Annotated in this window: 36 protein-coding genes; 11 read left to right on the top strand and 25 right to left on the bottom strand. The window is 46.5% G+C overall.

The window, feature by feature from the left end; all coding sequences use genetic code 11:
• The first annotated feature begins 284 nt into the window (after positions 1–284).
• From ACFQ45_RS13245 to ACFQ45_RS13230, 4 genes are all read left to right on the top strand, one after another.
• Positions 285–1841: a phosphoenolpyruvate carboxykinase gene (locus ACFQ45_RS13245; protein ID WP_377368458.1), complete on the top strand. Its 1557-nt coding sequence runs from the start codon at positions 285–287 to the stop codon at positions 1839–1841.
• Positions 1842–1941: 100 nt separating this feature from the next.
• Entirely contained in the window at positions 1942–2715 is a 774-nt protein-coding gene (locus tag ACFQ45_RS13240; protein ID WP_377368456.1) for a TatD family hydrolase, read from the top strand.
• A gap of 2 nt (positions 2716–2717) precedes the next feature.
• Entirely contained in the window at positions 2718–3599 is an 882-nt protein-coding gene (locus ACFQ45_RS13235) for a sugar nucleotide-binding protein (protein ID WP_377368454.1), read from the top strand.
• A 35-nt stretch (positions 3600–3634) separates the two neighbouring features.
• On the top strand, positions 3635–4048 hold the full coding sequence (locus ACFQ45_RS13230) for a hypothetical protein (protein ID WP_377368452.1): 414 nt from the start codon (positions 3635–3637) through the stop codon (positions 4046–4048).
• A gap of 102 nt (positions 4049–4150) precedes the next feature.
• Here the strand turns inward: ACFQ45_RS13230 and ACFQ45_RS13225 are convergent, their stop codons facing one another.
• Positions 4151–5002 carry a hypothetical protein gene (locus ACFQ45_RS13225; RefSeq protein WP_377368450.1) on the bottom strand — a complete coding sequence of 284 codons (852 nt, stop codon included), beginning with the start codon at positions 5000–5002 and terminating at the stop codon, positions 4151–4153.
• Between the two features lie 11 nt (positions 5003–5013).
• Positions 5014–5553 (bottom strand): YceI family protein, encoded by a 540-nt coding sequence (locus ACFQ45_RS13220; RefSeq protein ID WP_377368448.1) that lies wholly within the window; start codon positions 5551–5553, stop codon positions 5014–5016.
• Between the two features lie 142 nt (positions 5554–5695).
• Here ACFQ45_RS13220 and ACFQ45_RS13215 point away from each other — a divergent pair, with 142 nt between their 5' ends.
• Positions 5696–6577: a LysR family transcriptional regulator gene (locus ACFQ45_RS13215; protein ID WP_377368446.1), complete on the top strand. Its 882-nt coding sequence runs from the start codon at positions 5696–5698 to the stop codon at positions 6575–6577.
• A gap of 47 nt (positions 6578–6624) precedes the next feature.
• On the opposite strand, the gene ACFQ45_RS13210 is transcribed toward ACFQ45_RS13215, so the two are convergent.
• The 3 genes from ACFQ45_RS13210 to ACFQ45_RS13200 form a co-directional block, all read right to left on the bottom strand.
• A complete protein-coding gene (locus tag ACFQ45_RS13210; RefSeq protein ID WP_377368444.1) occupies positions 6625–8541 on the bottom strand; it encodes a beta-ketoacyl synthase in 1917 nt (638 codons plus the stop codon).
• Between the two features lie 144 nt (positions 8542–8685).
• The gene (locus ACFQ45_RS13205; RefSeq protein ID WP_377368442.1) at positions 8686–9606 is read right to left on the bottom strand and encodes a glucosaminidase domain-containing protein; all 921 of its coding nucleotides are present in this window, start codon (positions 9604–9606) and stop codon (positions 8686–8688) included.
• Between the two features lie 167 nt (positions 9607–9773).
• Positions 9774–10754, bottom strand: a complete 981-nt coding sequence (locus ACFQ45_RS13200) for a glutathione S-transferase family protein (protein ID WP_377368441.1) — start codon at positions 10752–10754, stop codon at positions 9774–9776.
• Between the two features lie 114 nt (positions 10755–10868).
• On the opposite strand from ACFQ45_RS13200, the gene ACFQ45_RS13195 reads away from it, so the two are divergent.
• The 3 genes from ACFQ45_RS13195 (at position 10869) to ACFQ45_RS13185 (ending at position 13637) form a co-directional block, all read left to right on the top strand.
• Complete coding sequence (locus ACFQ45_RS13195; RefSeq protein WP_377368439.1) at positions 10869–11999, top strand: GGDEF domain-containing protein; 1131 nt, start codon at positions 10869–10871, stop codon at positions 11997–11999.
• A 436-nt stretch (positions 12000–12435) separates the two neighbouring features.
• A complete protein-coding gene (locus tag ACFQ45_RS13190) occupies positions 12436–13164 on the top strand; it encodes a hypothetical protein (RefSeq protein ID WP_377368437.1) in 729 nt (242 codons plus the stop codon).
• A gap of 119 nt (positions 13165–13283) precedes the next feature.
• Entirely contained in the window at positions 13284–13637 is a 354-nt protein-coding gene (locus ACFQ45_RS13185; RefSeq protein WP_377368435.1) for a hypothetical protein, read from the top strand.
• A 17-nt stretch (positions 13638–13654) separates the two neighbouring features.
• Here ACFQ45_RS13185 and ACFQ45_RS13180 read toward each other — a convergent pair whose 3' ends face one another.
• The 20 genes from ACFQ45_RS13180 to ACFQ45_RS13085 form a co-directional block, all read right to left on the bottom strand.
• The gene (locus ACFQ45_RS13180; RefSeq protein WP_377368433.1) at positions 13655–13789 is read right to left on the bottom strand and encodes a hypothetical protein; all 135 of its coding nucleotides are present in this window, start codon (positions 13787–13789) and stop codon (positions 13655–13657) included.
• Positions 13789–13947, bottom strand: a complete 159-nt coding sequence (locus tag ACFQ45_RS13175) for a hypothetical protein (protein ID WP_377368431.1) — start codon at positions 13945–13947, stop codon at positions 13789–13791. Before ACFQ45_RS13175 ends, ACFQ45_RS13180 begins: the two co-directional genes overlap by 1 nt.
• A 3-nt stretch (positions 13948–13950) precedes the next feature.
• On the bottom strand, positions 13951–14274 hold the full coding sequence (locus ACFQ45_RS13170; protein ID WP_377368429.1) for a hypothetical protein: 324 nt from the start codon (positions 14272–14274) through the stop codon (positions 13951–13953).
• The gene (locus ACFQ45_RS13165; protein WP_377368427.1) at positions 14274–14759 is read right to left on the bottom strand and encodes a lytic transglycosylase domain-containing protein; all 486 of its coding nucleotides are present in this window, start codon (positions 14757–14759) and stop codon (positions 14274–14276) included. The genes ACFQ45_RS13170 and ACFQ45_RS13165 overlap by 1 nt, the downstream gene beginning before the upstream one ends.
• The gene (locus tag ACFQ45_RS13160) at positions 14759–15106 is read right to left on the bottom strand and encodes a phage tail fiber protein (RefSeq protein ID WP_377368425.1); all 348 of its coding nucleotides are present in this window, start codon (positions 15104–15106) and stop codon (positions 14759–14761) included. Before ACFQ45_RS13160 ends, ACFQ45_RS13165 begins: the two co-directional genes overlap by 1 nt.
• A gap of 46 nt (positions 15107–15152) precedes the next feature.
• Positions 15153–15611, bottom strand: coding sequence for a pyocin knob domain-containing protein (locus ACFQ45_RS13155; protein WP_377368423.1), 459 nt, complete (start codon positions 15609–15611; stop codon positions 15153–15155).
• The gene (locus ACFQ45_RS13150; RefSeq protein WP_377368421.1) at positions 15608–16486 is read right to left on the bottom strand and encodes a hypothetical protein; all 879 of its coding nucleotides are present in this window, start codon (positions 16484–16486) and stop codon (positions 15608–15610) included. The genes ACFQ45_RS13155 and ACFQ45_RS13150 overlap by 4 nt, the downstream gene beginning before the upstream one ends.
• The gene (locus tag ACFQ45_RS13145) at positions 16483–17001 is read right to left on the bottom strand and encodes a hypothetical protein (protein WP_377368419.1); all 519 of its coding nucleotides are present in this window, start codon (positions 16999–17001) and stop codon (positions 16483–16485) included. Before ACFQ45_RS13145 ends, ACFQ45_RS13150 begins: the two co-directional genes overlap by 4 nt.
• A complete protein-coding gene (locus tag ACFQ45_RS13140) occupies positions 17001–17252 on the bottom strand; it encodes a hypothetical protein (RefSeq protein WP_377368417.1) in 252 nt (83 codons plus the stop codon). Before ACFQ45_RS13140 ends, ACFQ45_RS13145 begins: the two co-directional genes overlap by 1 nt.
• Positions 17252–17569 carry a hypothetical protein gene (locus ACFQ45_RS13135; RefSeq protein ID WP_377368415.1) on the bottom strand — a complete coding sequence of 106 codons (318 nt, stop codon included), beginning with the start codon at positions 17567–17569 and terminating at the stop codon, positions 17252–17254. The genes ACFQ45_RS13140 and ACFQ45_RS13135 overlap by 1 nt, the downstream gene beginning before the upstream one ends.
• Before the next feature lie 10 nt (positions 17570–17579).
• Positions 17580–18443 carry a hypothetical protein gene (locus tag ACFQ45_RS13130; protein WP_377368413.1) on the bottom strand — a complete coding sequence of 288 codons (864 nt, stop codon included), beginning with the start codon at positions 18441–18443 and terminating at the stop codon, positions 17580–17582.
• A gap of 3 nt (positions 18444–18446) precedes the next feature.
• Positions 18447–18602: a hypothetical protein gene (locus tag ACFQ45_RS13125; RefSeq protein ID WP_377368411.1), complete on the bottom strand. Its 156-nt coding sequence runs from the start codon at positions 18600–18602 to the stop codon at positions 18447–18449.
• 143 nt (positions 18603–18745) lie between these two features.
• A complete protein-coding gene (locus ACFQ45_RS13120; RefSeq protein WP_377368409.1) occupies positions 18746–19360 on the bottom strand; it encodes a hypothetical protein in 615 nt (204 codons plus the stop codon).
• Positions 19350–19829, bottom strand: coding sequence for a hypothetical protein (locus tag ACFQ45_RS13115; protein ID WP_377368407.1), 480 nt, complete (start codon positions 19827–19829; stop codon positions 19350–19352). The genes ACFQ45_RS13120 and ACFQ45_RS13115 overlap by 11 nt, the downstream gene beginning before the upstream one ends.
• A 2-nt stretch (positions 19830–19831) precedes the next feature.
• On the bottom strand, positions 19832–20284 hold the full coding sequence (locus ACFQ45_RS13110) for a hypothetical protein (RefSeq protein ID WP_377368405.1): 453 nt from the start codon (positions 20282–20284) through the stop codon (positions 19832–19834).
• Entirely contained in the window at positions 20274–20474 is a 201-nt protein-coding gene (locus tag ACFQ45_RS13105; protein ID WP_377368403.1) for a hypothetical protein, read from the bottom strand. The genes ACFQ45_RS13110 and ACFQ45_RS13105 overlap by 11 nt, the downstream gene beginning before the upstream one ends.
• 13 nt (positions 20475–20487) lie before the next feature.
• Complete coding sequence (locus ACFQ45_RS13100) at positions 20488–22230, bottom strand: replication endonuclease (RefSeq protein WP_377368402.1); 1743 nt, start codon at positions 22228–22230, stop codon at positions 20488–20490.
• A 9-nt stretch (positions 22231–22239) separates the two neighbouring features.
• The gene (locus ACFQ45_RS13095; RefSeq protein ID WP_377368400.1) at positions 22240–22632 is read right to left on the bottom strand and encodes a hypothetical protein; all 393 of its coding nucleotides are present in this window, start codon (positions 22630–22632) and stop codon (positions 22240–22242) included.
• A gap of 11 nt (positions 22633–22643) precedes the next feature.
• Positions 22644–22814, bottom strand: coding sequence for a hypothetical protein (locus tag ACFQ45_RS13090; protein ID WP_377368398.1), 171 nt, complete (start codon positions 22812–22814; stop codon positions 22644–22646).
• Positions 22815–22823: 9 nt separating this feature from the next.
• On the bottom strand, positions 22824–23081 hold the full coding sequence (locus tag ACFQ45_RS13085) for a hypothetical protein (protein WP_377368396.1): 258 nt from the start codon (positions 23079–23081) through the stop codon (positions 22824–22826).
• A gap of 133 nt (positions 23082–23214) precedes the next feature.
• Here ACFQ45_RS13085 and ACFQ45_RS13080 point away from each other — a divergent pair, with 133 nt between their 5' ends.
• Genes ACFQ45_RS13080 through ACFQ45_RS13070 form a run of 3 tightly spaced genes read left to right on the top strand, consistent with a single transcriptional unit; the run spans position 23215 to position 25672 of the window.
• Positions 23215–23862, top strand: coding sequence for a LexA family transcriptional regulator (locus ACFQ45_RS13080; protein WP_377368394.1), 648 nt, complete (start codon positions 23215–23217; stop codon positions 23860–23862).
• Between the two features lie 24 nt (positions 23863–23886).
• Entirely contained in the window at positions 23887–24681 is a 795-nt protein-coding gene (locus tag ACFQ45_RS13075) for a hypothetical protein (RefSeq protein WP_377368392.1), read from the top strand.
• Positions 24671–25672 carry a phage integrase gene (locus ACFQ45_RS13070; RefSeq protein ID WP_377368390.1) on the top strand — a complete coding sequence of 334 codons (1002 nt, stop codon included), beginning with the start codon at positions 24671–24673 and terminating at the stop codon, positions 25670–25672. The genes ACFQ45_RS13075 and ACFQ45_RS13070 overlap by 11 nt, the downstream gene beginning before the upstream one ends.
• The last annotated feature ends 48 nt before the right edge of the window (positions 25673–25720 follow it).

Raw genomic sequence — 25720 nt, 5'->3', positions numbered from 1 at the left:
CGTCTTGGGCGCTTCATAGAAGTTATTAAACTACAGAAATGTAATTTAATTTCAATATGGGGTGTTTCATTCTGATCAACTTTTATCCTCCTATTTGCAGTAATTTCTATCAATTCATTTAAAAACAAGCACTTAATGGTTTGTCTTTCAGTCATCTATATGAAATAAAATAACACTTTGTTATATCAATATTTTTTTTTAGATTGTTTTGTTACTATGTATTCATCCCCCAATTACTAACTGACAAGAACATTTTTTCTTTTTGTTCAGAGGACCATAGCAAGATGAACACCAGAACAAACGACCAAACCATTCTACGTAACCTTAATACTGCCCAGCTTGTGGAATTTGCCATTGCTGACGGTGAAGGCGTTTTAGCTGATACTGGCGCGCTTGTAGTGAAAACAGGTGCTCGTACAGGTCGTTCTCCAATGGATCGCTTTATCGTTGAAGAAGAGACAACCAAAGATACGATTCACTGGGGCCCTGTTAACCGCCCATTCCCAGAAGAGAAGTTTGCACCGCTATGGGATCGCGTTGAAGCATATCTGGATGAAAAGAAATCGTACTTGTCAGATGTTCATGTGGGGGCAGGTGATGACTATTACATCCCTGTTCAGATGCGTACTGAAACCGCTTGGCAGCATCTGTTTGGCCGTAACCTATTTATCAACCCTGAAACTTACAACCCTGCTTCTAAGGGTGAGTGGCAAATTTTGAATGTGCCAACGTTTGAGTGTCAGCCTGAGCGTGATGGCACTAACTCTGACGGTTGTGTGATTTTGAACTTCAAAGAGCGCAAAGTTCTAATCGCTGGCATGCGTTACGCTGGTGAAATGAAGAAAGCTATGTTCTCTGTGCAAAACTACTTGTTGCCGGCTTACGATGTGTTGCCAATGCACTGTGCGGCAAACGTTGGTGCTGATGGGGACGTTACCTTGTTTTTCGGTCTGTCTGGTACAGGTAAAACTACCTTGTCTGCTGACGAGTCTCGTTTCTTGATCGGTGATGATGAGCACGGTTGGGGTAAAGACACAGTATTTAACATCGAAGGTGGCTGTTACGCTAAGACCATCGATTTGTCTGAAAAGAACGAGCCTGTGATTTGGAAAGCCATTAAATTTGGCACCATTTTGGAAAACGTTGTCCTAGACGAAGAAACTCGTTCTGCGGATTACACTGATACTTCTTTGACGCAAAACGGTCGTGCTGGTTACCCACGTCTTCATATCGACAAGCGTGCTGAAGAAAACCGTGCGGGTGAGCCTAAGGCTGTTATCTTCCTAACATGTGACCTAACAGGTGTATTGCCTCCAGTATCTGTATTGTCTAAAGAAGCAGCGGCTTACCACTTCCTAAGTGGTTACACGGCTTTGGTTGGCTCTACAGAAATGGGTGCAGGATCTGGTATTAAGTCTACTTTCTCTACTTGTTTTGGTGCGCCATTCTTCCCACGTTCTGCAGACGTGTACGCGGATCTGTTGATTAAACGTATTGAGGAGTTTGGTAGCAAGGTTTACCTAGTCAACACGGGCTGGACTGGTGGTGCCCATGGTAAAGGTGGTAAGCGTTTCAGTATCCCAACCACTCGTGCTGTGATTGCTGCGATTCAGTCTGGCGCTTTGGCTGACACAGAAACTGTTCACCTGGATCAATTGAACGTAGACATTCCTACATCTGTTGCCGGGGTGGATAGCGTTCTACTGAATCCTCGTGATACTTGGGCTGATAAAGCAGCCTACGATGAGCAAGCTAAAGGCTTGATTACTCAGTTCGTTGAGAACTTTAAGAAGTTTGAAACGGTTTCTCAAAGCATTGTGGATGCAGGTCCAAAGCTTTAAGCCTATCTTTACAAGAAAGCCGTGCATTCTGCGCGGCTTTTTTACATTCCCTTCCGGTTACCGTCTAGAGACTTGGTGTTTGTTCATGTAATCTTTCTGCATGTTTACAGACAGTCATTGCCACCTTGATTTTCAGTGCTTTAAGCCAGATTTATCGACACTTTTGAATGATTGTCATAAGGTGGGCGTAGACTCGTTTTTAGTGCCTAGTACGACCCAAGCATCTTGGGCAAATGTGATTGAGCTATCAAATCGTTATCCGCAAATCCGGATTGCTCTTGGCTTGCACCCATATTTTTTAAAGGATGGGCTTGGTGAGTACCGGGATGAGCTGGAATTAGCGCTGGCACACCCTGCTGTGGTTGCAGTGGGAGAAATTGGTTTAGATAAATGGCAAGGTATGCCTGACTATGGGCTACAGCAGCGTATTTATTATGAACAATTATGTCTGGCTAAGGGTTTAGGTTTGCCTATCATTCTTCATGCTCGTAAAAGCGAAGATGACTTGCTAAAGGTTATTCGTCAATTAAACTTCCAACATGGCGGTATCGTTCATGCCTTTAATGGCAGCTTGCAGCAGGCCAAGCAGTTTATTGACTTGGGTTTTGTGCTCGGTATTGGCGGTACAGTGACTTACCCTCGAGCTCAAAAGGCTCAACGTGTTCTGGCTGCTCTGTCGGACGCGGATTTTGTGTTGGAGACGGACTCTCCTGATATGCCCCTATATGGATATCAAGGGCAAAGAAATACACCGGAAAAAGTATTACTGGTTGCTGAGAGTGTCGCAAAGATACGTGGGCAATCCTTGACTCAACTTGCGCAAAATACCCGCGCAAATTTACAACGTGTGCTGCCGAACTGGCACGAGGTTTAAAGTTGACTAAACAACGAGATATTAATGCGCCAATGAAGGTGGTATTGCTGGGCAGTGATACGGAGTTAGGGCGCGCAATTTTAAATTACTACGACAATGATTTTGATTTTGACTGGCTTCAAACTCCCTGTGATGAAGTGATTTCTGTATTGAGATCGTCGATTATTGATACGCAATACTGTGATGCAGTGATTGATGCTTACTCTCTTCGCAGTGTGACCCAAGACGATTACCAAGAGTACTTGGAGATCTTGAAGCAAGTCGTAGGGCGAGAACAGTGTCCGTTGATGTACATGCTTAGTGGTGTGCAGGTTTTTACTGGTGATAAGGATGCGTCTTATCTTGAAAATGATGAAGCGAATGGCCGCAGTCGTCATGCGAAACGCTTGATCGAGGCAGAGAGCATTGTCTTGTCATCGGACAAAAACATTGTGTTACGGACTGGTTGGCTTTTTAGTGGCGCTCAAGATGATTTTGTCTCCAATACGATTAACTTGGTTAAGAAGGGCGTCAAAATCGAGTTTCATGATACGGCCATTGGTTGCCCAACTCCGGTAACGGATGTGGCGCGGGTTTTGCTTTCTGTAGTCAAACAAAGACATTATGGGGCACAAAATACTGGTATTTACCACTATTGCTGTTCCGAAGAGGTGAGCTGGATGGGATTGGTAGAAGCGGTATTGACCACTTCAAGCCAATTCGATGTTCAGGCTCAAACAGCCCTAGAAAGTATGGGGGATACTGCCTCCGCCTTAGAGATGGCGATAGAGGTTAAGCGTCAATCCCTCTCATGCCGTAAGATTTTTAACCATTTTGGCATAAAGCAGCGTTCGTGGCGTCCGGTATTACGAGGGCTAATCAAAGATTTGTATCAGCAGGCCTGATCTAAAGATTGGGGTAAATTAGGGAAGGTAACTAAGTGTATAAGGTGAACCTCAAAGCTGTACTTGTGGTATATGTCGTGCAATTGCTGGTGGCAGCGATTTGGTATACTGCAGCACCATCAGATGTCGCTTCAGACCTAGAGAGCTTGGCGTTGCAGCATATTAAAACTGAAACCTTGGTAGTGTTTGCGGTTGCGTTATTTCTCTATACCTATTTTAGTGGCTGGATGTTGGTGAAGAGTCACCTAACATCTGGTTTTGATATGATGTTGATGATCATAGGTAGTTGGGTTTTTGTGGTGATCCCTAATATTATCTTCATCAGTATGTTTTTAGATTTTTCTCATATCAGCATTGGCTATTTCCTTTCTTTTGGGTTTATTAGCTGTTTATTAGCGGCTTGTGTATTGCCCTTTTGGCGTGCATCTCGAACTATCTTTAAGAGTTGATCCGTCGATTGATTCGATTTGGATTGCTGCATATGGCATAAAAATGCCCGCTTTAATTGTTAAAGCGGGCATTTTGCATTTTAGATGGGCTATCTAGTGCTGTTAGTACAAGCTGCTTTCTGGCCACACAGACCATAGTGACAGGCCAGCGATGGCTGCACTCACTATGACTTGCGGGATGATGGCTTTAATTGTGCTGATGACAGTACCATCTTCTTTCATGACCCAGCCAAGTCCTATATTGACTATCAGTGCCAAATAAGCAACCAGCATGGTCCAAATAGGCAGATCGGCAAGTACATGTGCTTGGGCAAGTAAACCCGCTAAGACAAATGAGCCTAGGGTCACAGCGCTTGTGCTTGATGTATTCCAAACAAAGCGTTGGATGAGTACTAAGCCCCCCATGCTTGCGGCAAATACGCCAAGTAACTGGCCTATTAATAGGCTGCCCCCGATTGATACTACCGGTGCAGTCACGGCTGCGACCACGATCAAAGACAGTGCTGGCGCATGGGAGTAACGTTCACTCGCACCAAGTTTTTGTAATCCAGAAACAATGGCGGTGATGGCAGCAACGGCGAGCGCACAGACAATACTGATGGCTTGGCCTTGGTGTCTAAGAACTGGGTTGAGCAAGAGGTAAAAACTTACCACTAACGCAATCACCCCAACGCTCATTTTGGCTTTATCGGATAATGATGTTGTTTCAATAAATGAAACCAATAGGCCTAGTGCTAAGGTCACCGTTAAGAAGTCTAACGCTTTAGATGGCGGAAGATTCAAGCCAGTATGGATCAAAAATAGACCAACAAAAAAGCCTGCTGCGGAGCCGATCGTTGTGAGCTTTGTATTGACCTTGCCAAGTAGCAAGGTCAATACAGCAGCAACAAGAAAGGGGTAAATCGCAGTATTGAGTAGCATTATTAGGTTGGAGTTACCTGCTTCCTCGTACATAACTGCTCCTATTACTGGCGAATGCCTTCAACGAAGATTTCGATTTCAGTTTCGTCAGTCACACCAGGAATGAAGTAGCTAACGCCAAAGTCACTACGCTTGATGGTTGTGCTTGCTTCGAAACCTGCGCGGTAACCACCCCATGGGTCGTTGCCTTCACCGATCATTTCCACGTCAAACGTTACTGACTTAGTCACGCCGTGAAGTGTTAGGTCACCTGTTAACTCTTCGCCGTTAAAGGAAGTGCTGGTGAACGTCAGAGTTGGGAATTGTTTTACATCCAAAAAGTCTGGGCTACGTAGGTGCTTGTCACGTGCAGCATGGTTGGTATCAACACTGTCGGCCTTGATTGTGAAAGAAGCACTACCAGACTTTTTGTCATCATTGATAGTGAAGTTGCCTTCGAACTCGTTAAAGCGACCTGCTGTTGTACTAACGCCTAAGTGGCCTACTTCAAAAGTCACTGCAGAGTGAGCTGGGTCAACATTGTAATCTGCTGCTAAAACGCTTCCAGACGCTAGAACGGCTGTCGTTAAAAGTAATGCTTTCATAGGGGGTCTCCGCTATTCGTTGATTTATGATGAGACCAAGTATAATCAGTTTCTTTCAATACATAATTACACCGATATATAATTCACTGTTTCATATTGTGAAATAATGTTTGTGGAACTTTTTCGCTAATTAGGAGTACTGATGGATAAGCTGCAAGCGATGAAGGTATTTTGTCGAGTCTATGAAGCAGAAAGCTTCAAGATGGCCAGTGAATCACTGGACATCTCTCGACCTATGGTGACTCGTTATATCAACGCCTTGGAAGAGGAGCTGGGTGCTAAATTGCTGCATCGTAATACTCGTAATATCAGTATTACCTACGCTGGGAAGCAATACTATCGACACTGCGTGCCAATCTTAGAAGCGATTGAAGAGGCAGAAAGTGATTTAGGGGATTTAACCCATCAGCCCAAAGGTCATCTGCGTTTGAGTGTGCCGATGGATTTTGGTTTGTCCCATATGGTGCCAATTCTGAGTGAGTTTTCCAGTTTGTACCCTGAGATTAGTCTGGAAGTCGACTTCAGTGACAAGCGTGTTGATTTGACTGAGTCTGGCATTGATCTGGCAGTACGGGGCGGTGATTTAGGGGGCGATCATTTTATCGCTCGTCCTTTGTGTCGCATGCAAGGTTATGTTTGTGCTTCGCCTAAGTACCTTGAGCGTAAAGGTGTCCCTAAATTTCCTAATGAGCTGAGCCAGCATGATTGTCTGGTCTACACAAATGCGCCGAACACTGGTCGTTGGGTGTTTACAAAAGATGGTGTGACAGAAGAGGCTTCGATTAGTGGCACTCTCTCTGCCAACAACGGCGGTGCTTTGACTCGATTGGCGGTGGAAGGCGCTGGCATCATTATGCAGCCAGATTTTTTGGTAGAGAAGTATTTGAAAACTGGGGAACTGGTGCACCTATTGGATGACTATGAAACTTTCTCTGGGCAGTTTTATGCGGTCTATGCCGATAGAAAGCTGTTGCCAAAAAAGGTGAGATTACTGATCGATTTCTTAATTAAGAAGCTGCAGTAAGCGTGTGGCCAACCTTAGAATAGGGTTGGCCACACAGCTGTAAGGTATTAAACGAGGTCGTCGAATTCGTTGGCAACCTTTAGATCTACTGGCATTTCGTAGCCTGGAAGGGAAATTTGCTTATCGGTAATGTTAAGCTCTTCACCACCAAGAACGTTGAAACCAAAGCGGTAGATTGGCTCAATCTCACCACGAATTGCCGCTTCGTTGTAACGTTCTGCGGCTTTTTTAACTTCCGCATTTTTCGCTTCGTAAGCTTTCATTTGCTCTGCGCTATAGCGCTTTTGCAGCATTTCAATCGCTTTAAAAGGTGATAGCAAGACAGCTGTTGCATTGTTACCGCCAAAACCTTTGGAGTTCAGTAGTGCAGCTTTGAAGTGCTCTTTACCGTAGTCTTCGTGTTTTAGCTGGAATTTAAGCCCATCAGTGTAGACATCATCTGCCACAGCAGTAGACGTCAAGATGCCAGGCAATACACCGTGCTCCCAAACACCTAATGAAAGATGTAGCTGATCACCACCGGCTGTCCCTTGGGAGTGTCCAAGGTAAGCTTTCATAGCGGTCACTGGCATAGCTTCGGCGCCGAAGCTTGCTGCCGCTTGGCTCAATACATGGGACTCAGTGACACGGTTTTGCGGAGTACTTGTGCCGTGTGCTTGGATAAAGGTGTGTTGGGTCAGACCTTCTTCACCGATGATGTTTTGCAGGTAAGCCATTGCCTTACTCATGGTGAGGTAGTTGCCTACCCCTGGCGCAGAGATAGATTTTTTATAGCCGTCAGCAAACGCGTAGACGGCTGGGATAGCACCATAAATCGTCGCGCCTAACTCTAGGGCAAGTTCGTCGTCCATAAGTAGCGTCCATTGGCTAGATTCACCGATGGTAAAGCCACAGTTTTGGGCGAACGGACGGCAACTACGAGTATGGTCTGGCTCTTTTTGATTTTCTAGCTGATCTAATGCCAGCAGGGCAGTGTCTTCAGCCAGCGCACCCATGGTGCGGAAGCCTTCAATGATTTCAGGAGTAATAGGCGCATCACTGCCACCCACCATGGCAATACGGACCTTGCCTGATTTGATTTGCTCGACCGCACGCTCAAGGTTAAAGAAGTAGGTCGCACAAGCACCAATGGACGTGCCTACGTTGCCAACGGAGCCAAGTATGTAAGCATTTACAAAGTCTGCTGGCATTTGCGCATAACCCAAAGGCAAATGCTTAGAAGTCGTGCGTTTGCCCATTAGGGCGGACTTCAGCATACCGCCAAAGCCAAGGTCGTCCATTTGACCGATAGAGTTAGCAGCATAGACAGCCACTTGGTCTGGGGCCACATGATTGCGTACCGTGTCCCAGTCCAAGCCACTGCTTAGGACGGCATCGGATGCGCCATAAACTGTCATTTGTAGGCCGCGAGGATGGTTACGGCTCTGGTACAGTTTAGATGGGTCAAACCCGGTTGGTAGTTGACCTGCCGCTTTCACAGAAAGGGGCTTGGTATCCTTGATAAAGGTTTCTAGTGTGCCGTCTACCGTAATTTCGCTATGAGTTTTGGACAGCTCTTTTACTTGCCAGTTAGCAGGGATGTTCTCTGGTAAGGAGCGTGTCTTAACACTGAAGCTAAGCTTTTCGCCTTCGCTGACTGGCGATAGGGCAGAGCTCTTGTGCAGCACCACATTGTCTACGTCAAATAGACTAGGGTGGATGCGGCGAATCAAGGTGCGAGCGAGAAGCTCTTCACCAAAAGTATCAATCAGTGTATCAGCATCGAGTGCTTCCCCATCAGGGGTTAACCAAAGACCGTTTTGGTGCTCAGCTAGTTGAGTAATAGTTGCGAGGTCTAGGAGAACCTCCTGCTGAAGGGCTGTGGGAAGTAGATCAAAAATGATTCGACGGTATGCTTGATGAAAAGAAGTACGTCCAGCCGAATTGATTCCGCCAAAGCCTACGATAACAGGTAAACGGGCCAAAGGAATGTCCTCGATTTAGAAATGGGATAATAACGGAGGTTATTGTAATGGAAGGAAGGGAGCGACTGCCACCCTAAGCAATGGGAAAAAGCAGGTAAATCCCCCCTAGACAAGCAAAAGTTGTGTAAGGGGGCGGATTTGGCGTTATTCGTTAGGCTCTTGGTTGTCTGTGTGGACGTTAAAGCGCCATAACTCGTTGTAATCGATCAAGCTCTCGATCTCATCCACATACTCTTGCCCACGCTCAGAATATTTTTCTAAACCGTGAACCAAAGCTAAACCAGTAATCGTGCTTTCATTCGTTCTAAGCTCTGCGCGAATATTGCGTAACTCTCGATAAGCAGGGTTGCTATTAAGATTATCAATGTAGGCAAATACAGATTCGCGGGCGTCATTGAACTTACGTACTTCGTGATCGGCATCGTCAGAACGGGAGTTTGGTACTAAGCCACATCCTTTACGGAAACACCATTGGCCAAAGTAGTTGTTGCCCTCTGTTGCGAAACGTGAAGTACCCCAAGCGGACTCGTTAGCTGCCTGAGCCAAGACTAAGGAAGTGGGGATAATATCAACATATTTAAGCAGTGCTTGAATGTGCTCAGGACCGTATTCTTCGACTTTCTTAAGGCGGTGGATGCTGCGTTGGGCGCCGACCCAGGATAAGTCTTCCGCGCTAAAGGGTTGGCCCTTCGCCAAGATCTTCTCAATGCGAGCGCGATCTTCAAGCTGAAGTGCATTTTTCTCATGCACGAATGGCGTTAAGAAATTAAAGAAGGCATCTTTTCTGGTTGGAATATCTGAAATTTCGGCGAAGTTTGGTGCCTCACCGGTAATCGGATGGCTTTTAAAGTAAGCCTTTTCTTGCTCTGTTACAGGGGTTTCAGAGTCTTTGTCCTGCTTTGTGGACTGACTCTCTTTCTGTTTAGCCTTGGTAGGCGCATCTGTCTTGCTTGCCGCTTTTGATGGCTCTTGAGCAGGAGCCGGCGACGTGCTTTGAGGGTCAATTTTTATCCATAGGATAAAAATGACGATACATGAAATAACCCAAAGTAGCTTACGTTCCATAATCAACCATCTGTAATTAGCACCGATGCAAACAAGAGCGGTTAGGGGTAAACCGCTCAGTATTGCAAACTATGTATTAGCAGAACATTATCTAAAAAATTTCGGCACTTTGATAGTTTTGCGTCTAGGGATTGTCAAAACTGCTTAATTTTCCCTTAATTTCGAAGTTACATATCACTACGAAAAAGCGTGTCAGGCCCTTTAGGAACGACGCGAGTAGGGTTAATTGTGTCGTGGCTGTAGTAATAGTGTTGCTTAATATGAGTGAGGTTTACTGTCTTTGCCACGTTTGCTGTGTTGTATAAACCCTCTAAGTAGGCATTTAAATTTGGGTAATCAATGATGCGTCGTAAGTTGCATTTGAAATGGCCAAAGTAAACCGGATCAAAGCGAATCAAGGTGGTGAATAGCCGCCAGTCCGCTTCTGTGGCTTGCTCGCCAACAAGATAAGCTTGTGTTTCTAAGCGCTGCTCAAGGAAGTCCAGTGTTTCAAATAAGGGGGCTACTGCTTCTTCGTAGGCCTCTTGAGTGGTGGCAAAACCTGATTTATACACCCCATTATTGACGGTGTCATAAATGCGATCATTGATGTCATCGATCTCAGCGCGTTTTTCCTCTGGGTAATAATCATCTTGATTACCTGTTAGATCATTAAAAGCGCTATTAAACATGCGGATGATGTCTGCAGATTCGTTGGAGACAATGGTATTGGTGTGTTTGTCCCAAAGAATCGGCACTGTCACGCGACCAGAGTATTTGGGATCTGCTTTAGTGTAGATTTGATGGGCGAAGTCAGAGCCAAACAATGGGTCTCCAGTCGGAACTTGGGCGTCATCAAAACGTTCTTCCTGCTTAAATTGCCAGCCGTTCTCCAGCATGTGTGGGTGAACACAACTTACGCTGATGTGTGCTTCTAGCTCTTTCAGTTGGCGAAATATCAATGTGCGATGCGCCCAAGGACAGGCTAATGACACATACAGGTGATAGCGGCCAGACTCGGCAGGAAAGTGTTTTGAGTTGTCGGCGTCATAGTCTTTTGGTGCCACTAGCCAGTTACGAAATTGTGATTGTGAGCGGACAAATTTACCGTTAGTGGCTTTTGTGTCGTACCACTGGTCGTGCCATTTACCATCAATTAATAAACCCATAATATTCTCTCATCTTAAATTTACTGCTATTTAACTCTTATTATTAATGAAAATGCCTGCTTTTCGGGGCAAGATATTGATTTGGTTTAATCGAAAGGTTCGATGGGTTCGTTCATGCCTCAAAAAACAGGCCCCTTATTAGTCCCGCTATTTGTCTTACTTGCTGGCTTATTTGCTAGTGCCTATGTATTGGAGTTGCCAGCATTGGCACTCTCTTTATTACCGCTGCTGCCCTATATTTTGGCAGTGGTCATGGTATTTCTCGCTTGGCACTTTAATCGAGGTAAGGTGCTGCTCGCGGGTGGTTTACTGCTTTTGCCCGCTTTTTATCCCTATGTGTCCAATGGCGGTGTGCCATCAAGCTCGGCGACCATTACGGCCTTAGGGCTTGGCTTACTTTTATTACTAAAGGAAAGAGGCTTTTTTAATCGGTACGGGTTAAATCGCCTGCTGTTTCTTTCCATGCTGGTGGCTTGGAGCTTTTTTTACGAAAAGAGTTGGATCAATTTTAACTTTCTTCAGGTAATGGTGCCTGGATTCCAGATGTCCCTAACAACCTTAATCTGTTGGGCTGTCATTTTGATTACCATGCTGGTCAGTGTTGTGGTTTGGTGGCGGGGAGCAGACGGATTTTCGTCAGCGGTTTTAGTCAGTATGGTTGCACTCTTGCTGATCGAGTTTATGACGTTTTCACCACAGCAAGAAGCAGCGTTACGCAGTGCGCAAATTTTAATTTGGATTTGGTTCATCGTTGCTGAAAGCCATCGTATGGCTTTTCGAGACGAGTTAACGCAATTGCCCAGTCGCCGAGCATTGAATGAGGCAATGCTGGCATTACCCAAGTCCTATGCCATTGCTATGTTAGATGTGGATCATTTTAAAAAATTTAACGACTCCCACGGTCATGATAAAGGCGATGAGGTACTCAGAATCGTTGGCCGAGTCTTATTGAAGCATTCTGGTCCAGCTTCTGTTTATCGTTATGGAGGAGAGGAGTTTACCTTGTTGTTTAAAGGCCGCTCTTGTGACTATGCAGAGGCTATATTAGAGGATATTCGTGAGCAAATTCACTTGCAGCCGTTAGATGTCTCCAAAGATGACAAAGAAAAATTTGTAACGGTGACTGCGAGCATGGGATTGGCGATGGTCCAGCCAGATGAAAGGTCTTCTGAAGTTATAAAGCGTGCCGATGAAGCGCTTTATAAGGCTAAAAAGAAGGGCCGGAACTGCGTTGTGGTGGCCTAATTTAATAAAGTTGAACAGTCGGTCAAAAATATCTTGCGCTTTTAAAGCAAGATAGGTAATCTGACCGAATATTCAAGATTTATTGCAATGCCTGTTGCAATAACCTAGTTCGCAATGGGAGGTAACTCTCATGGCAACCGGGGCCAACGTGGTACAGCAGCGCAAAAGGTGTACGCCTAACACCGAACTGCTGTGAGGGGAACGGGGAGCTTTGCTCCCCTTTTTAATGCCTTGAAAACGCCCATAATACGGGCGTTTCAGGGTCTTAAGGCTTTATTTTTACTGTTTATTTATACAGTTTTTACCCATATTTACCCCGCTAAGTGGACACTATATGGACACTTTATTTCTCTTTTAGCTTTTCCCGTTGATCTTTATCTAATGCCTAGCTGTGCTACTATCCCCGCCGTTATTTGGATAACAAGGAATCAAGGATATGAAAGCACTTCTTTTGCCCGTTGCGGCGTCTGTTTTTCTTACTGCTTGCGGTGGCGGCGGTAGTTCTAGCGAGTCAACTTCTACGAATACCGCTATCAGTGGTGCGGTGGGATATTGGTATGGCACGTCCAGCATTTACGATAATACATATGAGTCGGTGGCGTTTGTGAACGAATCAGGGTTCACGTTTATTAACGCCGAAGGCTCTATTGTATATGGTGACCTTAATTGGAACGGTAACACGGGAACGGGGATTCTTTACGAGATAGACGGTGATGATAAATACACATATGACTCTACCGTTTCATTTAATAATGGCGCTTTATCTGCCAGCCTAAAGTATGGTTCTGATACGTTCACTTTTGCAGGCACAGGTGATACCGAAAATAACAACCAGTTTAAAAAGAGTCGTGATTTATCAGACTTAAATGGGACGTGGTATCAGTATGATGATGGGGCTAGTGACACGTTTACGATGACAAATGGTGTCGCTTCGTTGCGTTCGTTAGAACTGGGATGCCTAGTCACGGTTGTGCTAAAGGATGAAGACTACCGTTATTCCGCATTCTCAATGACGGCTACCGCCTCGGAGTGTACAGACGATAGTTTGAATGGTTCTTATTCTGCTGGTCTTGCTGCTAGTGGTGCAGAGGATGATGTGGAAACGCTGACGCTTTTTGCATATCGGGACGATGCTTGGATAGGTGGGGATTTTTATCGTCAGTAGAATTACTATTTATTCAGAATCCTCTAACTTAAGCACCACACCAAATATAGAGCTGTTATGCTTTACCTAAAGATAGACCAAGAAGATAGTTTTTTATCATTTGAGAAGGGAGTAACAGAATGGAAATTGTTAGTTATTGTGGCCGTTGGGTCAAAGCTGTAGAAAAGAATTTTGAGCTCTATGTCGCTCACGAAAACAATAGCACTTTGGACTATTTATTCGATCTAACTGCATATGATTCACTTTCCAACTGGGAAATGTTAGAGCACACGATTCATGACTCACGCGTTAGAGTATTCATGAATGAAAACCGTCTGGTAGGCTTTAAACTTATTCAAAATTCAAGTAAGTGTTTCTTTGTCTCTAGCACAATAGAAAAGTCAAACCATCTTTCCATTGATGATTGCGTTGAAAAAATTTGTGATGGGATCAATGTGATCTATGAAAAAAATGTGCTTCCATCATTGAGCTAATTCAGAGTTGTAGGGGCTTAATCTGCCCCTTTTTCTTTTCCGCTTTCTAGCTTTTGAATGCGTAGTTCGTGTTTGATCAGCACCCAGCCGATTATGATTGTGACCGTGTCGGCTCCTGTCCCTGTCAGTAGTTTGATAATTTCCAGTTCCACTATTCGCCCTCTGTGGCTTGTTCTACGCCGTTGACGATCAACGGGGCGGCAATGTTCCAGATTGCAGAGGGCACTGGCGTGAATGCTGTGCCGATCACGACAACTAACGCGCCTAGTGCTTTCTTGTTGTTGCTAATGAATTTGTTCAGTCCCTTCATGGTTTATTCCTGTGTTGGGTCGGGTAGGTTGTTTTCGATTTGTCCAGCTTGTACGGCCGCTTTCCAACGCTCGTATTGTTCGTCATTGAAAAGGGGCAGTTGGTGGCGGAACTTTTTGTCGAATGGATCGGTTTCCAGCGCGCTAGATACATAGTCCACTGCTTGATCTAGGTAGTATTCTCCTAGGAACCCAACGGCTTCGCCCACTTCACCCGCTGTTTCTATTGTGTCGTTGACGACTCGGGCGGCGCGGTTGTAGATAAACCATGCCCCCAAGCCGCCAACAACGGCCAAGGCTAGTAGTTGCTTGTCTGTAAACACAGCCATTACGCAACGTCTCCCCAAATTTCGGACACATAGTTTTGCGTCTCAGTTGGGGCGGATGCCAGCCACTTTTCACCCGCTGTTTTCATTGAGTTACTAACCGCCGTTGGTCCCCAGTTATAAGCCGCTAACGCGGTTTCCCAATCACCAAAACGCGTCTTAAGTTTCGCCAGATACTTGGCCGCGTAGTATATGCTTGCCACGGGGTTAAGCGGGTCTACCTCGGGATGCCAACGTGGGACAATTTGAGCGATACCTACGGCCCCAGCTGAACTGGTTGTTTCGCCTGCTATGATGTCTTGGCGGTAGCGGCTCTCTTGGTAGAGTAGTCGTGCTAACAGATAACGCGGCATACCGTATTGGTATTCAGCCGCCATGATGTCAGCAAGGTACGGTTGCGCCGCTTCGGGCGGTGTCCATTTTCGATTAAGCATGATGTACAGGCCAGCGGCGGCACACACCACCACTAGCCATGCCCCCTTGTTCATTACGCGGCTGGTTCTTCGGCTACTGGCTCAACGTCAGGCACTTCTACTTCTACGTCAAAGCGAAGCGTTAACGCGCCGATGATGTCAGTAGGGGTAGTGGTGCCGCGTTCGTAAGTGCGGACCAATACGCCTGTTTCGTTGGCTTCTGTTGCCAGTGAGATAGATGGATCACCGTTATCGTCTTTCTTGATCGTGGTGCGCCAGCCCTCAGACGCTAGACTGATTACGCCGCCAATCTGGTAAACGCCAAGCTCTAGACGTTCGGTTGTCATCTGTGGCTGTGTGCTGTTTTTATTTACGCCATCTGGTAGCAAGTTCAGCGCCGCTGTGGTTTGGATAATTGCCATGTTTTATGTTCCTTTTGTGATTCTTTCAGGAGTCTAAGCGCGGCGCTTAGACCGTTTTAATGAAGCCGTCAGCATCAACAATAGCCGTCTCGCCAATGACAGGAATTTCGCTCCACTCACTCCAGCCACCATTATTTGAATGGGCTGTGAATCGAGCACCACCATCACTTAGGAAGTCGATTACTGTTCGGTTTTCACCGTTGATTTCAGAACGGTAAACAACGAGTGAGCCATACAAATTAGCCAAGCCCCAACGAAGCTCAGGAGGTCGATTAGGGTTAGGGGTCTGTGATCCATTCTGAATTTTGTAAATGCCCGGCTCACGAATCACAAAAAAATCTTCTGTCGTGAGTGTTGGGCGAACCTTCATAAAAGTGTGGAGGTTGTTGATATCCGCGAATTGGCTAACGTCTGAGTTCAGCTTTGAAATCGTGGCGTTAATCGCTTCGATTTGACTATCTAGTAACGCCAAATCATTTAAGGTTGATTGAGAACCTACTTTCATTTGATTACCTCAGTAATAAAAATTTGATCGTTTGCGGCGACTGCTTGGGCAGTGACCGCGCCTGTGTATTTAGTTAATTCCACATACTGACCAGCGCGAAGCGGGATACCCGCCACAATCACCGTGTCTGTATTGTCTTCCGATGCCATGATGGTCACATCACGGCGGTTTGCATTGGCAGTGATCGTGAACGATTCCCCCGCCGTAAACGTTTTAGAAGAACTCGCCAATTCAGTGGCAGGCTTTTCTAGTGTTTCCAATGTCTGGGCTAGTGCCGTCACAATCGGGTTGCTAATGTCGCCTGTGTTGGAGACGTTCGCCGTCAGCGTTTGGGCCAGCGCGGCCACAATCGGGTTACTAATGTCGCCAGTGTTGGAGACATTCGCCGTTAGCGTTTGGGCCAGTGCCGCAACGATTGGGTTACTGATGTCGCCAGTGTTGGAGACATTTGCCGTCAGTGTTTGGGCCAGTGCCGCAACGATTGGGTTACTAATATCGCCAGTGTTAGAGACGTTCGCCGTTAGCGTTTGAGCAAGTGCCACTAAAATCGGGTCGGTGATTTCCCCAGCGTTTAGCATGTTGGTTTTCACCGTCTCACGCACAGAGAGAACTTCGGTTAGCTGTCCATCACCCGCCATATACAGGGCACCGGTTCCTGTTTTGATAACAATGTCACCCGCATAGTCGGACGCATTGCGCACGCTGAATGCCTTAAAGGGCTCATCCAGTCTCAACACCTCATTGACACCAAGAAAGTGGGGTTCCCCATCAATCACTATTTCAATTTCAGGTGAACCACTGGAATAACCGATATAGCGCCCCGTTGCGGTAATGTCCCAGCGTTCGTTCGGGTTTAAGCGCATTTCATGTTTCATTTAGCCCCCTTAGCGAGCAATGCCATTCCCAGCACAGCGACACAGCTAACACCGCCAATCACGTACATAAACTGTCTACTGTTTTCAGCCATCTTCGTTTGAAAGTTGAGGCCGTTTTCAGCAATCAGGTTTTGCCCATCCGTTGCTACAGCTGTCGCCATATGCTCCACGCGATCCGAGTTGTTACGGCTGATTTCATCAATCATGTTGGCGGCGTTTTTTGCGGTATCGACTGCCAACGTGGACGAGTCTTTCCATGCTTCGCCAACGTAGGCCATGCCCACTTCGGCTAAATCCGCGCTTTGTTCCATGGCGGCTAAACTCACTAGCTGGTTACTACCCACGCTTTGGGACACTAAATCCAACGCCCCCACAATTGCCCCGTAGTCGGTATTGGTGATTGTGTTGTTATTCCCAGCCACCACCGTTTGAGCGTTGGTGCCCTGCAAGTTGTAGTTATCAATGTCGTTGTTGGTCGTATTGCTACTTCGGCTTGATGAGCTAAATAATCCCATTACTTACCTCCACGCATTAACAACACTGCACTCAAAGCGACTGCACCACCCACCACCCACGGCACCCAATTTTGTTGGGCGCTTGTAGTGGCGGCAGGGTTGTAGTTCCCAAAAACAGCACCGCCCACGGTGTTGGTACCACCTTGGTTGGAAGCACTCGAACTAGGGGCAATCGAACCGCCGCCCATGTTCAGGCCGCCCATATCAAAGCCCGCCATTTGAGACGCCGCGGCCATTGTCATTGGGTCCATTAGCGTTTCCCCTTAGCCAAAAGCGAAAACACTCCCAATGCCGCTACGGTGCCACCGCCAATGGCTAACCATTTACCGTACTTCGTCATAAAAGCGGTTGGCTGGCTGGCGGCGGCACGTTCAGCCGCTTGTTGTGCCGCAATCGCGGCGGCAGTGTCGTCATACTTGATAACACTGGCGGTTTCCGACTGCTTGGGCATGTTGGCCGTATTTGCGGGTTCTGGGTTGGATGCTTCCACTTCACGCTCCACGTATCCGTCCACCAGTTCCCCCGCGCCGCCTTTCACTTTTTCCCACTGCTCTAGAAACCAACTCATTCCACACCCCTTACGCCAACGAGGCGTTAATGTCCGCTAGGATGTCGATGGTTTGGTTATCTGATTCGTGGTGCAATTTGAATTGCAACGAGTCGTACGCCGTCATCATCTCGTCAGACATAAAGCCCGAACCAACTGGGTTGAAGATGAAGTAACCCTCTTGAGGTGCTAGGTCTTGTTCCGCGACTTGGATGTATTCCAAGGTTTCGCGGTCTAGCTCCATACGTTTCACCACGGTGCCGCCTTTACGGGCTTCCATTTCGATCTTGGACACATTGCCCTTGATGTAGAGTGCGCGCAGTTTTGGGCCGCGGGGCAGTTTGTCGTAAACAATGACACCCTTACTCACGTTGTTGATGGTGTGACGTTCAAAGCGGCGCTCATTGGTTCGCACACGTTGGCCCATGCTGATAGAACCATCGACACCACGAATAGGCATGCCATTACCATCACGCAAAACCGTGATAGGTGAAGCAAACAAGGCACGTGCATAAAGGTAGTAGCCATTGCTTGCAGGCAATCCAGTGGAAAGACGAACACGCAATTCATGAGCATCATTCGGGCCGCTTGGACGCTCTAGTGAGTCTTGACCTGGCAGCGTACGGGCACGAACATCGGCAACATGAAAAGGGATAACCCCTTTAACCGTTGGGCGCTTGTGGTGGCGTTCCATCATTAACAGTTCGTCAGCAGACAATGGAATCGGCACGTCAGAACCGTTTGCCAGCTCTACCGCTTCAATGAATTGCGGATCAATGTTGGTGAAGATCAGGAACGAGCGAAAAACTGTGTTCGCTGGCAACGTCAAAGACAGGCGTTTGCCTTTTGTTAGCTCACCTGAAAACGGGTTTAATTCTTCGTACAAATGACGCATGGATTAACCCCCTGTAACGACAGACGCGACTTTTTTACCAGTCTTGCCTGATTTCTTCACCGCATAGACGGCGACACCAAAAGCCGCCAGACCGACACCGACAGAAACGACGGTTTTCCAGTCAACAGAGCTTTTGACCTTTTCTAATGTTTGGTTCATTTGTTCCCCTTGTGTATGAAAGGTTGTTTGTTTGCGTTTTGCAGGGGGAACGATAGAGGGCGAGATACTATGGCGGTCAACCCGCCGATAGTATCGCTATAGTATGGATAGTATGAAATTCGTTGAAAAAGTGCGCTTTTCGCCTAGCCAATGTACTTGAACGTCACTTTTTTGAAGGTGTCTTTGACGACTTTGTAGAAGTTGAGGGGATCAAGTGCCCCCATTTTTTCCGGTGCCAGTCCTGTTTGGCGTTTAATATAGTGCTGGTCATTAGCCCGTTGGATACCGATATAAGTTTCCCCCGCTTGGGTAATGAAAGATTTAGGCACTTCCTGAACCCGCTGGGTGCCAACGGTCAGAATGCCGCCATACTTACGAGAGCGCCGCCACATTTTGCCCGTCCACTTGGGCATAGATTGTTTTAGGCCCACGTCCGCCGCTTCCTCGATCACAATATCAAGCGGCTTAGAGCCATCCAACGCCGCCCACATACACATCATGAACCATTCAAACGTGACTTCATCATCGTCACCGTTCCAACCAATCCGCCCACCTTTTGCCATGACCGCTTTTAGGGCCATGAGAAATGCTTGCTTGTCGTTGTAGTGCTTGCAGGTGTGATCATTATCAGGGTCCCAAAACACCGCTCGTTTTGAGTTCTTCACAAGGTTCTTAATGGCCTGTGTTTTACCACCACCCGTAATGGCGGTGATAAAGCGGTGACGGTTCGGCAAGCTTGTATCTGCGTTAGTTGCCAAGTGCGCCCCCTTTTTCGGTTTCTGTGTCTTCTTGTTGTTTAGTGGCTTCCAATAAGTGCGAAGCACGCGCCGCCATGATTGCCGATCCAACATACAGCCCCGCTTTGATTTCGGGCTTTTCCATGAAGTCATCCACCCATGACGGCATAGAGTCACCGTACTTTTCAGCCAGTGGAACCAGCGCCGCCGCCCCCGCTTCTATTTTCTCGTCTTCTACTTCAGCCAGTGGATAGGCTTTAGACAGGCCCCACCACAGCATATTATTGAAGCGAGCCGCGAGGCGTTCCGCCCGTTCGTGGTTTTCAGCTTCTTCCTCAGCACTGGGAGCGGCTTCCTGTTCTGCTTCTTCCTGTGCGTCACTGATTAATGCATCAAGAGATAACCCCTCGTCAGGGTCACTTTCCCCCTCGAATACACTGTTTTGATCTTCTAATAGTTCATCTGTCTGCGTTTCAAATTCGTCTTTCATGCTTACCCCTTAGTAGCTTTTAGTAGTTCTGAACCCAACACCGATACACCCGCGAATACTACGAAGACACCTAAACCTAAGAGGGTGCTTGTTCCATTAGTTTGTGTTCGTGGCTTGATAGTCTCGCGGCGTGTGATTGCTGGCTTTGCGGCGGGTTCTGGCAGTGTAACTTTGAGTGTATCGGTACTATTCCCGATAGTGTCCGTTTTAGTCTCTGCAACTGGCTCTACCGTCTCGGCCCCATAAGGCGCTACGGTTTTACTATCGTGATAGTGTCCGACAGGTTTCATGGTGCTTTTCCAACGTGTCTGGATAGTCTTCCCAGTACGTTGATCCACACCACAGGCACTACAACGCACCTGTAAAAAATCACCCTTACGCTTGGTTTGTTCCACGTAGGCACAACGCCCACACTCACAAACGATTTCACCGATTACTTCCGCTTTACTGGCCATTAGCTTTAATCTCCTTTAATTCATCCACGACAGCAGACAGCACCGCATAGGCTAGGCGGCTGGATTCTTCTGCTAATTCGATTTTCTTACCCATAGAAAAGGCCCCCAGCGTATCCGCCGTGGTGAAGTTGTTGCCCAGCTTGTTGAGCCCTTTTTCGATTTTTTCCATTCTGGTCATTTGCTTAGTCATTCATTGGTTTCCTTTAGTGATAAACGGGGGGAGAATTCGGGGCGATTCCGCCCCCCGTACAGTTATTGACACGATTTCTAGGGAACGGCTTCGCCGCTCCTAAAGCCAAAGAGCCAGAGCCAATACGCTGCACTGTCCACTCGTACAGGCGTGTAATGACTAGCTCAGCGCTAGACGCTTGAAACAAGCCTTCTATGCACTGCTTAGGCTCGCCAAACTGGTTTAGCTCTTGGTTGTTGTAGAAAGGTTTGAGGGTTTGGTTACGGCCAGCCGACACGCCGCCCATCAATTCAGTAAAACGCTTCCAATCGTTACCAATGGCGGCTTGGTAAATGTCGATAAACGTTTCTGGTAGAGAGTCTTTCAAACGGCGGATTTCACGCCATACGGTCACAGAGACACCGCCCAAAAATTGAAACTGGCGGATACCGTGGCGGCTTTTCCAAGCCTGTACACGTTCGGCGGCATCGACAAAGGTGCATCCTGTGTCCTTATCAATGCCGACACACTCACCATTAGCGTCTAAGCCGTCTATGTTCTTAGCAATGTATTTGGCAACGTAAGAAGCCGCGCCGCCTTTTGCTGGGTCTAAGAATTTCTTATCAAAACGGCTGTGATCCGCGCCTTTTTCGTTACCGTCCACTTCATAAGCGTACTTTTCCATAATCGCTAGCATGCGCTTACTTTGTTTCGGGTGAACAAATAGGATCATGTGCCAATGGGGGGTGCCGTCATGGTGTGGCTCTACAGCGCGTAAACCGTAGAAGTGGATAGACTCACGAGCACACGCCGCCCTGATCTTTTTCCATTGGCCGTTTAGGTATTGCTGGGCATCCCGTGGGGAAGGGCAACCGAAGTCATAAAACTTGCGGTTACGGTGGCCTGATTTCTTATGTACTGGGTGATACTTGGACGGGCATGTAAGCGTTAAAAACCAGCCTATATGCCCATGTTCAACCGCCAAGAATTGAACGCCCTTAACCCTGACGCTCAATTCTGCCTTGTTGTGAATTGGGTTAGAAACGCTTTTACTGGCAAGGTCTGAAAGCAGAAAGCTTTGGCCGTATTGGTTAGTAGCCTCCCAGCTTTCCAGAAAAGCGCGGTTCGCTTGTTTCTGTTTGCGGTGGCGATGAATACCCCAGCGGGAAACATACGGGGACTCTTGATTGGAGACCTCACCGCATTCACGACGGATATTCTCCACGGCGCGGTAATGGCGTTTAGCTTGGCGTATCCACCACTCAGGGGTAAACATTCGAAGCATAAGAGCCTGTACTTTGTCGTCATCATGCCATTTGTCAAACAGTGCATTAACTGTTTCAGCCTCGCTTTTAACGAACTCAAAGAAGTGTGTATTTTGACGGACCAAAAAGGCTTTAGCTGACATTTCAAAACGGCGGCTTTTCTCTTTTGCCCATGCCGTGAGCTTGTCGCCTGTTAAGTCGGTAATCCACTCGTCACAGAAGTACAAACGATCCACCACACCGCGTAACCAATCCATAGCCGCTTGTTGGTTTTCACGCTTCTGACGGCGGTCTGCTTCACGTAGCACAATGTTACGCATCCCTGTTTTTTCAAGTTTGCTAATGAGCTTTACACGATCAATGGCACCACGTAGCCATGTATTAGAAGCTACATAGCCTTTTGTCTGGTCTAACTCGTCAAGACGCGAGCGTAAAAAGCCCACATCTTGAGGGCTTAAACCTGATAACAGTTCATTACGCCAAACGACACAATGAGCAGTAGGTGTAAACATAGTCACCCCCTACGGCCAGAACGGTGCGGCCATCCAGCGGCGCACAATTTTAAGCTCTCGATCATTCATGCACTTCATAGCGTGCATAAAATCAAAGTCGAACATGTCAGAGTTACCAAACCAGACAGAACCGAAGAAGCGCAATAAAACGCCGTCTTCTTTGGGGCGGTTGTGTAGCACTGTTTGGATAGACCTCATTTTGGGCATACGTTCGTCAGCGTCCCAGTATTGCTTTAGCTCGGGAGCTGCTTCGAGCATGTTAAAAAAGCGGTTTTCGGCTTCTTGATTGATCACGGCTTTTTCTTCCTTCATAGCGTGTAATAAGTGATAAAACAGGTTTTGCGGTGGTCGGGTGGTCATAAAGGCTGCAAGTTGGGAGCGGCTAAGTTCTAAAGGGGTCATTACGTCCCCCTTTAAAACGGCGCTAGCTCGTCCCATGGCTCGGCATCTAGGTCTTCGCCAGTCATGAGGAATTCAGGCTGGTGGCACTCTGGGCAGACGTTCCACCCGTCCAGAAAATGCAGTTCTGATTCAGAGCCTTTCCAGTTGCAGTCAATGCAGATTTGTTCGTAAGTAACGTCCATTGTTAGCTCCTAGAAATCTGGTGCGGTTTCAGCGCGTTGCATTTCTTTGAGTACATTCACATATACTCGTCCACCTTCCACAGGTTGATAACGAGCAATTGCACCTGTTTGCAGATCCTTCTTTACAGCTCCCTCTGTTTTATCACCAACCAAGAGAGCCCAGTTTTTAGCGCTCATATATGGCGGTAATCCAAATACAACTTGAGTCCCTTCAGACTCAATTTGTACGAATGACACCTTTTTTGGCTCTTTTGAATCTATAGACATTGGTCTACACTCCTTAACTTGTACGTTTGTGGTCGTTATAGCTACTTTTGGGTTTCATATTAGCTTTGATTGAGATGTTAGGTTTCAAATTACCAAAAGTAAAGGTTAAAAATAAACCAAAGGGCTTTTTTGAATGAATAATTCTATTGATGTGATTGAAAGGTTGAGACAGGTTCATAATGCTGAAAGCAACACTCAGCTATGTGAGGCATTAGGTGTGAGCGCTAGTGGCGTGAAAAATTGGAAAAATCGAAACGTCATTCCCTATAAGGAAGTTTGTACAACGGCTTTAGAAAAGGGGGTTTCACTTGAGTGGCTGTTAACAGGAAAAGGAGAAATGATGGAGTCAGGAAGCACAGCAAAGCATTACTCAGTGCCGCAATACGCTATTCAAGCCAGCGCGGGCGGCGGCTCATTGGTCGAAGCAGAGGCAATTGAGCAACATCTAACACTAAGTCGTGAGTGGTTAGCGCGGGAGGGAATTAATTCCAATGACCTGATTGGTATCTATGCGCGTGGCGACTCAATGGAGCCGACTATCACTAATGGCGATTCTCTACTTATTGACCGAACACAAAATATCGTAGGCAGTGACGGTGGGATATATGTCATCAACTACGAGGGTGAATTATTTGTTAAGCGAGTACAAAAGCTGCTAGATGGTCGTGTAGCGGTAACCAGTGATAATCATCATCACATGAGCATTGAAATATCAAAGCATGACTTAGACCGATTAACGATTATTGGCCGTGTTGTTTGGTTCGGTAGAAAGATAGTTTAAATAGTTTATACAGGAAGTTTGAGTATGAAATTTATAAAATTGTTCTTCTTCTTTTTTCCAAAAGAGAAAGATTTGAATTGGTATCTTAAGAATGAAAGATTGATTGCCAACTTTGTAGGCTTCATGGCTGTTATAAGCATGGCTATTCTCGTATTGTATATTTCAATTCCATTCACAATAGGCACTGAAATTAAAGGCGTGAAGATTCAAGATATAGGATCTTATCTTTCAGGAATTACATCTACAGGAGTCTTTGTTTGGCTGATTATTGGTTATTTGAACCAATCGGCCAATAATAATAGGCAAGCTTTAGAGACTAAGATTAATCTAGAGTTAACTCGAGAATCTCTTGAACTCACAAGGGCAATGTATCAAGAGGAACGATTAGGTGTGTTTAGTGCTAATCAGCCAAATTTCATTCAAGCTTTTGGGCACAAGTACGAACATGAGAATCAAACATGTATTGCTTTCTCGTTTAAAAATATCGGCTCTACATCAACCGATATCTATATAAAAAACTCGCAAGGATATTGCTGTTCAGAGGTTGTGCAGATATTGGAGAAAGGCGAGTCAGTGAAAATAAAGACTGAGTTCGCTTATTATTTGGATGTTGAGGATCAGGGGAAAATCCCAATGTTCAAAAAATGCTGGATTCATTATCGAGATAATATAGGTGTGTCTCGCCACGCTAGTGTTGAACTTTATTGGTTTTCTGTTCCTGTTTACGGGAAGCGAATTCCAAAAATACTAATAGATATGCCTGAGTCCCCAGAACAGTCTATTCCCACATTTGACATGGAGGTGGGAGGTGTCGATTAAGCAAACAAAGGACGGCTGGAAAGTAGACTTTAGGGCAGGGGGAGCGAATGGCAAACGCTACCGCAAGACGTGCAAAACCAAGGCGGAAGCCGAGCGTTACCAAAAGTTTGTAGAAGCGCAATTGGTGGCAACAGGTAAACCGTGGCAACCTCGTCCAGCCGATCGGCGTACCCTTTCTGAGATCATTGCTATTTGGTATCAGCATTTAGGTCAGCACTTGCGGTATAACGAACCCCGTTTAAGGAAAATACAACGTGTTGCTGAGGCTATGGGCGACCCTATAGCCTCAGAATTGAAGCCTAGCCAATTTAGTCAGTATCGCTCCCAGCGTATTGCCTCGGGTACAGCCCCGTCTACTGTTAACCGTGAGTTTCATTATCTGATCAGTGTCTATAACGGCTTGAATGACCTGGGGGAAATCGACTACGAAAACCCGCTTAAAAAGGTCACTGCGTTAAAGCAAAAAGACACCGAGATGCACTACCTAACGCGTTCTCAAATTGATGATTTATTGGTGGCACTACGTGACAGCTATAAACCAGAAACGGAACTGGTTGCCCGTGTTTGTCTTTCGACTGGAGCTCGTTGGGGGGAAGCGGAGGGTTTAACTGCCAGCCGTATTATCAATAACAAGGTGACTTTTACGGATACCAAGGGCGGCAAAAATAGAACCATTCCGATAGATCGCGATTTGTACAAATTGCTTAGAGCTAGAGCGAAAGAGCGCCCCTATGAGTTGTTCGACAATTGTCGGGTGTGCTTTCGTAAGACAATAGCGGAAACAGGAATTGAGTTACCAAGAGGGCAGAACACACACGTTCTACGTCATACGTTTGCCAGCCATTTTATAATCAATGGAGGCAATATTTTGGCACTACAAAGAATACTTGGACACTCTGACATTTCCATGACCATGCGTTATGCCCACCTTGCTCCAGATCACCTGCAGGACGCTGTAAAATTTAATCCGTTTAAATCAGATGGACACTAAATGGACACTCTGAAAACTATGGATAGAAAAGTCTTTTAGTTTCAATGT

The organism is Rhodanobacter aciditrophus, assembly GCF_042679525.1.
GTDB lineage: Bacteria > Pseudomonadota > Gammaproteobacteria > Pseudomonadales > Marinomonadaceae > Marinomonas > Marinomonas aciditrophus.
This window is presented reverse-complemented; position numbering and strand designations above follow the sequence as displayed.